Source organism: Frankia casuarinae (assembly GCF_000013345.1).
Classification (GTDB): Bacteria; Actinomycetota; Actinomycetes; order Frankiales; family Frankiaceae; genus Frankia; species Frankia casuarinae.
The window spans coordinates 2858990-2866868 of record NC_007777.1 but is presented as its reverse complement, the minus strand read 5'-3'; the positions used below and the strand labels follow the sequence as shown (position 1 = coordinate 2866868).

The 7879-nt window shown below is 70.7% G+C and carries 8 protein-coding genes; all 8 read left to right on the top strand.

What is annotated here, in order from left to right; all coding sequences use genetic code 11:
- Positions 1-70 precede the first annotated feature (70 nt).
- On the top strand, positions 71-1171 hold the full coding sequence (gene dpgA, locus FRANCCI3_RS12355) for a 3,5-dihydroxyphenylacetyl-CoA synthase DpgA (RefSeq protein WP_011436870.1): 1101 nt from the start codon (positions 71-73) through the stop codon (positions 1169-1171).
- Complete coding sequence (gene dpgB, locus FRANCCI3_RS12350) at positions 1165-1806, top strand: enoyl-CoA-hydratase DpgB (protein WP_011436869.1); 642 nt, start codon at positions 1165-1167, stop codon at positions 1804-1806. The genes dpgA and dpgB overlap by 7 nt, the downstream gene beginning before the upstream one ends.
- Complete coding sequence (gene dpgC, locus FRANCCI3_RS12345) at positions 1803-3101, top strand: (3,5-dihydroxyphenyl)acetyl-CoA 1,2-dioxygenase DpgC (protein ID WP_011436868.1); 1299 nt, start codon at positions 1803-1805, stop codon at positions 3099-3101. The genes dpgB and dpgC overlap by 4 nt, the downstream gene beginning before the upstream one ends.
- Entirely contained in the window at positions 3098-3895 is a 798-nt protein-coding gene (dpgD, locus tag FRANCCI3_RS12340) for an enoyl-CoA-hydratase DpgD (protein WP_011436867.1), read from the top strand. The genes dpgC and dpgD overlap by 4 nt, the downstream gene beginning before the upstream one ends.
- Positions 3896-4031: 136 nt before the next feature.
- A complete protein-coding gene (gene hppD, locus FRANCCI3_RS12335; protein WP_011436866.1) occupies positions 4032-5099 on the top strand; it encodes a 4-hydroxyphenylpyruvate dioxygenase in 1068 nt (355 codons plus the stop codon).
- Between the two features lie 24 nt (positions 5100-5123).
- A complete protein-coding gene (locus FRANCCI3_RS12330) occupies positions 5124-6002 on the top strand; it encodes a prephenate dehydrogenase (RefSeq protein WP_011436865.1) in 879 nt (292 codons plus the stop codon).
- Positions 6002-7327, top strand: a complete 1326-nt coding sequence (locus FRANCCI3_RS12325; protein WP_011436864.1) for a PLP-dependent aminotransferase family protein — start codon at positions 6002-6004, stop codon at positions 7325-7327. The genes FRANCCI3_RS12330 and FRANCCI3_RS12325 overlap by 1 nt, the downstream gene beginning before the upstream one ends.
- Positions 7328-7618: 291 nt before the next feature.
- Entirely contained in the window at positions 7619-7843 is a 225-nt protein-coding gene (locus FRANCCI3_RS12320; protein ID WP_035734592.1) for an MbtH family protein, read from the top strand.
- Positions 7844-7879 lie beyond the last annotated feature (36 nt).

Genomic DNA, 7879 nt, shown 5'->3' with positions numbered 1-7879 from the left:
GAAAGGTGCCGACGACAAGCATTCGACCGCTCCTCCGTAGCAAGCCGCGCATGTGGGGATGGACCTTCCGATGACCATCAGCCTCGACCGGCCGGAGCCCCCGGCCGCAGCGCTCCCGCACGTCCGGCCGATCGCCAGGATCGCGGGTGTCGGGACCGCCGTGACCGCCACGTCGTACACCCAGCGGGAGCTGCTCGACATCCTGGGCGTGACGGATCCCAGGGTCCGCTCGGTCTTCCTCAACAGCGCGATCGATCGGCGCCACCTCACCTTGCCCCCGGCCGACGCTGCCGGCCGCCGGGTCTGCGAGCCGCAGGGCGACCTGCTGGACAAGCACAAGCGGCTCGCAGTCGGCATGGGGATCGAGGCCCTCACCGCCTGTCTGAAGGACGCCGGCGCCGAGCTGGCCGACTTGGGCCATCTGTGCTGCGTGACCTCGACCGGATTCCTCGTCCCGGGGCTCAGCGCACTGATCATCCGCGAGCTGGGCATCGACCGGCACTGCAGCCGCAGCGACATCGTCGGCATGGGCTGCAACGCGGGCCTGAACGCGCTCAACGTGGTGGCCGGCTGGTCGGCGGCGCACCCGGGAGAGCTCTCCGTCGTGCTGTGCGTCGAGGCGTGCTCGGCGGCGTACGCGCTGGACTCCACGATGCGCACGGCCGTGGTCAACAGCTTGTTCGGCGACGGTGCCGCCGCGGTGGCCATGGTCGCCGGCACGCCAGGTCCGGGGGCGCGCATTCTGAAGTTCGCGAGCTGCGTCATCACCGACGCGATCGACGCCATGCGCTACGACTGGGACCGCGACCAGGGACGGTTCAGCTTCTTCCTCGACCCGCAGATCCCCTACGTGGTGGGCGCGCACGCCGAGCTGGTCGCCGACCGGCTGCTGGCGGGCACCGGCCTGCGGCGCAGCGACATCGCCTACTGGCTGGTGCACTCGGGCGGGAAGAAAGTCATCGACGCGGTCGTGGTCAATCTCGGGCTCACCCGCCACGACGTCCGGCACACCACCGGAGTCCTGCGTGACTACGGGAACGTGTCCAGCGGCTCCTTCCTGTTCTCCTATGAGCGGCTGTGCCAGGAGGGCGTTACCCGTCCCGGTGACCACGGGGTGCTGATGGCGATGGGGCCCGGCTCCACCATCGAGATGGCGTTGGTCCAATGGTGAGGGCGAAGGAGATCGTGCTGAGGATCGACGGCGCCCAGCCGTTGTCGGCCGAGTCGGTCCGCCGGGTCGCCGAGGTCTGCGACCGGGTGGAGGACTCCGGCGGGACCGCAGCCCTGGTCGCCCACGTGTCGGGCGCCCCGCGCGGCGGGGTGCCCGAGGACCTGACCGTCGGTCTCGTGACCAAGTGGGAGCGGGCACTGCGCCGGCTGGAGCGGCAGTCCGCGACGACGGTCGCCATCGCCTCGGGGGACTGCGGCGGGACGGCACTCGACGTACTCCTGGCCACCGACGTGCGCCTGGCCACCCCCGGCACTCGGCTGCTCGTCATGACCGACGGCGGGGCCACCTGGCCCGGGATGGCCCTCTACCGGCTCGTCCAGCAGGTAGGGACCGCCGCGGCTCGCCGGGCAGTGATGTTCGGCGCGCCGATCGACGCCGTCGAGGCGCTGCGGCTCGGGCTGCTCGACGAACTGTCCGACGATCCGGAGGGCGTGCCGGTGGAAGCCTTCCCCGGGCGGGAGCTGGCGATCAGACGGCAGCTGATGTTCGATGCGAGCACCACGAGCTTCGAGGAAGCGCTCGGTGCCCACCTGGCCGCCTACGACCGTGCGCTGCGCCGCGGGGCGGCATCATGACGGCCGGGGTCGCCGCCCCGCAGCGGGCGGAGAAGGCTCTGGCCGAGGCGGCCGAGCGCGCCGAGGAACGGCTCGCCGCGTTGCCCGAGCCCGCGGTGCGCTCACCCGAGCAGCGGGCCGAGGCCGCCGCCGTGGTGGACGGGATCCGCCTGCTGCGGGTCCGGTTCATGGACGCGCATGCCGACCAGGTGTACGACCGGCTCACGGCTGGCCGCACCATCAGGCTGCGGCTCGGTGAGCTGGTCGAGGCCGCCGCGACCGCGGTCCCCGGCCTGGTGCCCACCACCGGGCAACTCGCCGTGGAACGCGAGCGGCCGCAGAGAAACAAGGAAGGGCGCGAGATCGACCAGGGCATCTTCCTGCGGGCGGTGCTGCGCTCGCCGCTGTCCGGTCCGCACCTGCTCGACTCGATGCTGCACCCGACCCCGCGCGCGCTGGCGCTGCTGCCCGAGTTCCGCCGCACCGGTTCGCTGCGGCTGGAGACGGTACGCCTGGACCGGCGCGACGGGGTGGCCCACCTCACCATGTGCCGCGACGACTGCCTGAACGCCGAGGACGAGCAGCAGGTCGAGGACATGGAGACCGTCGTCGACCTGGCCCTGCTCGACCCGGCCGTCCGGGTGGGGCTGCTGCGCGGCGGGGAGATGAGCCATCCGCGCTACCGGGGCCGGCGGGTGTTCAGCGTGGGCATCAACCTCAAGCGCCTGCACGCCGGGGAGATCTCGCTGGTCGGGTTCCTGCTGCGTCGCGAGCTCGGCTACATCAGCAAGATCGTTAGAGGTCTGGTCGCCGGAGAGGGGGCGACCTGGCGCGGTGGCGTGATCGAGAAGCCGTGGGTGGCCGCCGTGGACACCTTTGCCATCGGCGGCGGGGCCCAGCTCCTGCTGGTGTTCGATCATGTCCTGGCCGCGGCCGACTCCTACTTCAGCCTTCCGGCCACGCGGGAGGGCATCATTCCCGGGGTCTCGGCGCTGCGGCTCAGCCGGTGCGCCGGGCCACGGCTGGCCCGCCAGGTCATCCTGGGCGGCCGCCGCATCTGGGCGACCGAGCCCGCGGCCCGGTGCGTGCTCGACGAGGTCGTCGAGCCGCACGAGCTGGACGCCGCCGTCGACCGGAGCGTGGCCCGGCTCGACGGGCCGGCGGTGGTCGCCAACCGGCGGATGCTGAACCTCGCCGAGGAACCTGTGGCGGAGTTCCGCCGCTTCGTGGCCGAGTTCGTGCTGCAGCAGGCGCTGCGGCTTCATGATCAGGATGTCATCGACAAGGTCGGCCGATTCGCCGGGAGCCTCGCATGAACGAGCCGCGGGTGCGCTACGCGAAGAAGGGCCACGTGGCCAGCATCATGATCGACCGGCCTGAGGTGTTCAACGCGCTGGACCAGCGGACTCACCAGGAGCTCGCCGCGATCTGGAACGACGTGGAGGCCGACGATGAGGTGTGGGTGGCGGTGCTGACCGGCGCGGGCGACCGGGCCTTCTCGGTCGGCCAGGACCTCAAGGAGCGGGCAGAGCTCACCGAGCGAGGCACGCCCGCCACCTCCCTCGGTAGCCGGGGTCAGCCCGGCTGGCCCCGGCTTACCGAGCGCTTCACCCTGTCCAAGCCGGTGATCGCGCGGGTCAACGGGTACGCGCTGGGTGGCGGGTTCGAGCTGGCCCTGGCCTGCGACCTCATCGTCGCCGCCGAGCACGCGGTCTTCGGGCTGCCGGAGGCGCGGCTCGGCCTGATCCCCGGGGCCGGCGGCGCGTTCCGGCTGGCCCGGCAGCTTCCGCTGAAGACCGCGATGGGGTATCTGCTCACCGGTCGCCGGATGACCGCCGCGACGGCACTGCGGTTCGGCCTGGTCAACGACGTGGTTTCCTACCCGGAGCTGGACGGCTGCGTCGCCGAGTGGACCGACGACATCATCAGAAGCGCCCCCCTCTCGGTTCGCGCCATCAAGGAAGTGGTGCTCAGATCTCTCGACATGCCGCTGCCGGAGGCATTCTCCGCCCGATACCACTGGGAAGAGCGGCGCCGGCACAGCCTGGACTCCGCGGAAGGGGTCCGAGCGTTCGTCGAGAAACGCGACCCAGAATGGGCTGGCCGCTGAGCCCGCGCCGTCCGCCGCCCACCGCTGGTGCGTCGTCCAGGAGAAAAGAATCCGTAATCGGGGGTGGGCGTCATTCCGGTTAACCAGCGGGCTGGGGTGGAAAGCGCGTCGAGGCGCAACGAACGGAGGGGCAAGAATGGACATTCATTCGATCGACCACATTGAGCTGTTCGTCGAGGACGCCGCGCAGGCTGCGGCCGAACTGTGCGATTCCTTCGGTTTCACCGTCACCGGCCGAGGCGGGCCGCGCACCGGGCTCAAGGGCTGCGAGTCGGTGCTGCTGCGGCAGTGCGACATCACTGTCGTCGTCACCGCCGCGACCAGCTCCGACCACCGCGCCGCCGAGTTCGTCCGTCGGCACGGCGACGGAGTGGCGGTCATCGGCTTCGCCGTCGACCAGGCGCAGGCCGCGTTCGCCGAGGCGGTGAATCGTGGAGCGGTGCCGGTCACGCCGCCCGAGACCCTGGGAACGCCGGGCGGCCGCGTGACCTTCGCGTCGGTGGCCGGGTTCGGCGACGTGGAGCACCGCTTCACCTCCCGGGAGGCGGTCGAGGGGCCCTTCTCGCCCGGCCTCATCGAGGAGACCGTCCCAGACCGCTCCAACGAAGGCCTGCTCAGGGCCATCGACCACGTCGCGGTCTGCCTGCCCGCCGGCGAACTGCACCCGACCGTACGCGCCTATCGGGACGTGTTCGGCTTCACCCGGACCTTCGAGGAGCGCATCGTGGTCGGCTCTCAGGCCATGGACTCCCAGGTGGTGCGCAGCCCGTCCGGCAAGGTCACCTTCACCATCATCGAACCGGACACCACCCGCGCCCCCGGCCAGATCGACGAGTTCGTCCGCTCGCACGGCGGGGCGGGAATCCAGCACATCGCGTTCCGCACCGACGACATCACGGCGGCGGTCCGGGACAGCGCGAAGCGCGGGGTGCGGTTCCTCACCACCCCGGCGAGCTACTACGAGGCGCTGCCGGCGCGGCTCGGCCCGGTCGGCGTCCCGGTGGAGACGCTGCGTGAGCTCAATATCCTGGCCGATCGCGACCACGGCGGCGTCATGCTGCAGATCTTCACCGCGTCCCGGCACCCCAGGCGGACCTTTTTCCACGAGCTGATCGACCGCCGCGGCGCCCACACGTTCGGCAGCAACAACATCAAGGCCCTGTACGAGGCCGTCGAACGCCAACGGGCCGCCGAGAGCGCCTGACCTCGGCCTTGGGGGAGTGAGCAGGTGGGAGCTGATCTCGTGCCCCGGCGCCTCATCGTCATCGGCGCCGGATTAATCGGCACCTCGATCGCCCTGGCCGTACGCGACCACGGCGCCGACGTGCTGCTGACCGACCGCGATCCGGCGGCGGCGCGGCTCGCCGCGGGCCTCGGCGCCGGGGTGGTGCTACCCGGTGGACCCGCCGCCTACCGGGGCGCTCCCGCCGACCTCGCGGTGCTGGCCGTACCGCCCGCCGCCGTGCCTGCCGCCCTGCGGGACGCGCAGAAGCACCAGGTGGCCCACGTGTACACCGACGTGGCCAGCGTCAAGCAGGCGCCGATCGCCGAGGCTGCCAAGCTGGGCTGCGACCTCACGGCCTTCGTCGGAGGCCACCCCCTGGGCGGCAGGGAATGGTCAGGGCCGCTGGCCGCCCGGGCCGGCCTGTTCCGCGGCCGGTCCTGGGTACTGTGCCCCACCGGCGAGTCCGGCGCGGCCGCCGCCGCCACGGTGACCGCGCTGGTGCGGGCCTGCGGCGCGCGGCCGGTCCTGATGGATCCCGCCGAGCACGACCGGGCGATGGCGGTGATCTCGCACGCCCCGCACGTGGTGGCCTCGGCGATGGCGGCCCGCTTCGTGGACACCCCGGAGACAATCATGAGGCTGACCGGGCAGGGTGCGCGCGACGTCACCCGGATCGCGGCGGGCGACCCTCGGCTGTGGCTCGGCATCATGTCGGCCAACGCCCATCCGATCGCCGACGTGCTCGACGAGGTGGCGCGGGATCTGGCACGTACGGCCTCGGCGCTGCGGTCCGAGGGGAACACCGCCGTCACCGATCTGCTGGTCCGCGGCCGGGTCGGGCACGGTCGCATCCCCGATCCACAGAAAGTGGAGGACAGCTGATGGAGACAACCCATTACCCGCGCAAGGAAGACCTGCGCAAGGAAGACCTGCACTCCAGCGTCGCCGATCCCGTCATGGACACGATGAACTTTCTCAACGAGGTCACCGTGCGTTTCCCCACGGCGATCTCGTTCGCTCCTGGACGGCCCTATGACGGCTTCTTCGACATCGAGCAGATCTTCACGCAGGTGCGGCGTTATCTCGATCACCTGGCCGAGCGGGGCGACTCGCCAGCTCAGATCCGCGACGCCCTGTTCCAGTACGGCCCGTCCGCCGGACAGATCCGGAAGCTGATCGCCGAATCACTCCGGGTGGACGAGGGCATCGACGTGCCGCCGGAGTCCATCGTGGTCACGGTCGGCTGCCAGGAGGCGATGTTCCTGGCGCTGCGGGCGCTCATGCGGGACCCGGGCGACGTGCTGGTCGTCTCCAGCCCGTGCTACGTGGGGATCACCGGCGCGGCCCGGCTGTTGGACATCGAGGTGACCCCGGTCGAGGAACGGGCGGACGGGCTGCACTGCGCCGATCTGGCGGCCGCGGTCGCGGCCGAGCGGGCGCGCGGGCGCCGGGTCAGGGCCGTCTACGTGGTCCCCGACCACTCCAACCCCTCCGGGGTGACCATGCCGCTGCCGGCCCGGCGGGCGCTGCTCGACCTGGCCGTACGCCTTGACCTGCTGATCCTTGAGGACAGCCCGTACCGGCTGGTCAGCCCGGGCCCGCAGGTGCCGACGCTGAAGTCGCTCGATCCGGCGCGCCGGGTGATCCACCTCGGCTCCTACTCCAAGACGGTCTTCCCGGGGGCCCGCGTCGGATTCGCGGTCGCCGACCAGGTGGTGCGGGACGCCTCCGGAGGGACCGGGCTGCTGGCCGACGACCTCGCCAAGATCAAGAGCATGGTCACGGTGAACACCTCGCCGCTCAGCCAGGCCGCCATCGCCGGGGCCCTGCTCGCCGCCGACGGCCGGATCTCCGAGCTGAACGGCGAGACCTCGGCCTACTACGGCGACACCATGCGCGCCATGCTGCAGTGCCTGGACAAGCACCTGCCGGCCGAGCGGCGGGCCGAGCGCGGGGTGAGCTGGAACTCACCCCGCGGCGGATTCTTCCTGACCATGCGGGTGCCGTTCCGTGCCGACAATGCCGCGCTGACCCGTTCGGCGCAGGACTTCGGGGTTATCTGGACGCCGATGTCCTACTTCTATCCGAAGGGCGGCGGCGACCACAGCATCCGGCTGTCCACCAGCTACCTGACCCGCTTCGACATCGAGGAGGGCATCGCGCGGCTGGTCGGCTTCGTGGAGTCGCAGGCCAACCCGCCGCGCTGAGTCGGTTACCGCACTGAGTCGGTTACCGCACCGAGCCGGTTACCGGGGTGAGCCGGTTACCGGGGGCCATGGGTCGGCTGGCCGGGTGAAGCCTATGAACGGGGCGTGCACGATGACGAGGCGTGTCGTTCGGTCATCGAATCTGAGTGGACATTTTCAGGGCCGGATGTCCAACTGCTGAATCGGACATCTGGCCGGGTACCGCCTTGCTCTGCCCGTCACGGGTCGGTTACCTTACAGTGGGATGAGTCGTTATCCCCAAATGGTCGCCGACGGAGAGAGGTAATGGTCATGACCAATCCCTTCGAGGACGAGTCCGCCAGCTATTTCGTGCTCGTCAACGACGAAGGCCAGTATTCGCTCTGGCCGGTCTTCGCCGAGGTTCCAGGAGGCTGGTCCATCGTCCACGGTGAGGACTCCAGAAAGGCGTGCCTGGACTTCATCGAGGAGAACTGGACGGACATGCGGCCCAAGAGCCTCATCGCGGAGATGGCGGAGTACGAGACCGCCGACTGACGGCAGGTCTCGCCGCACCACTCGATACCGGACGGA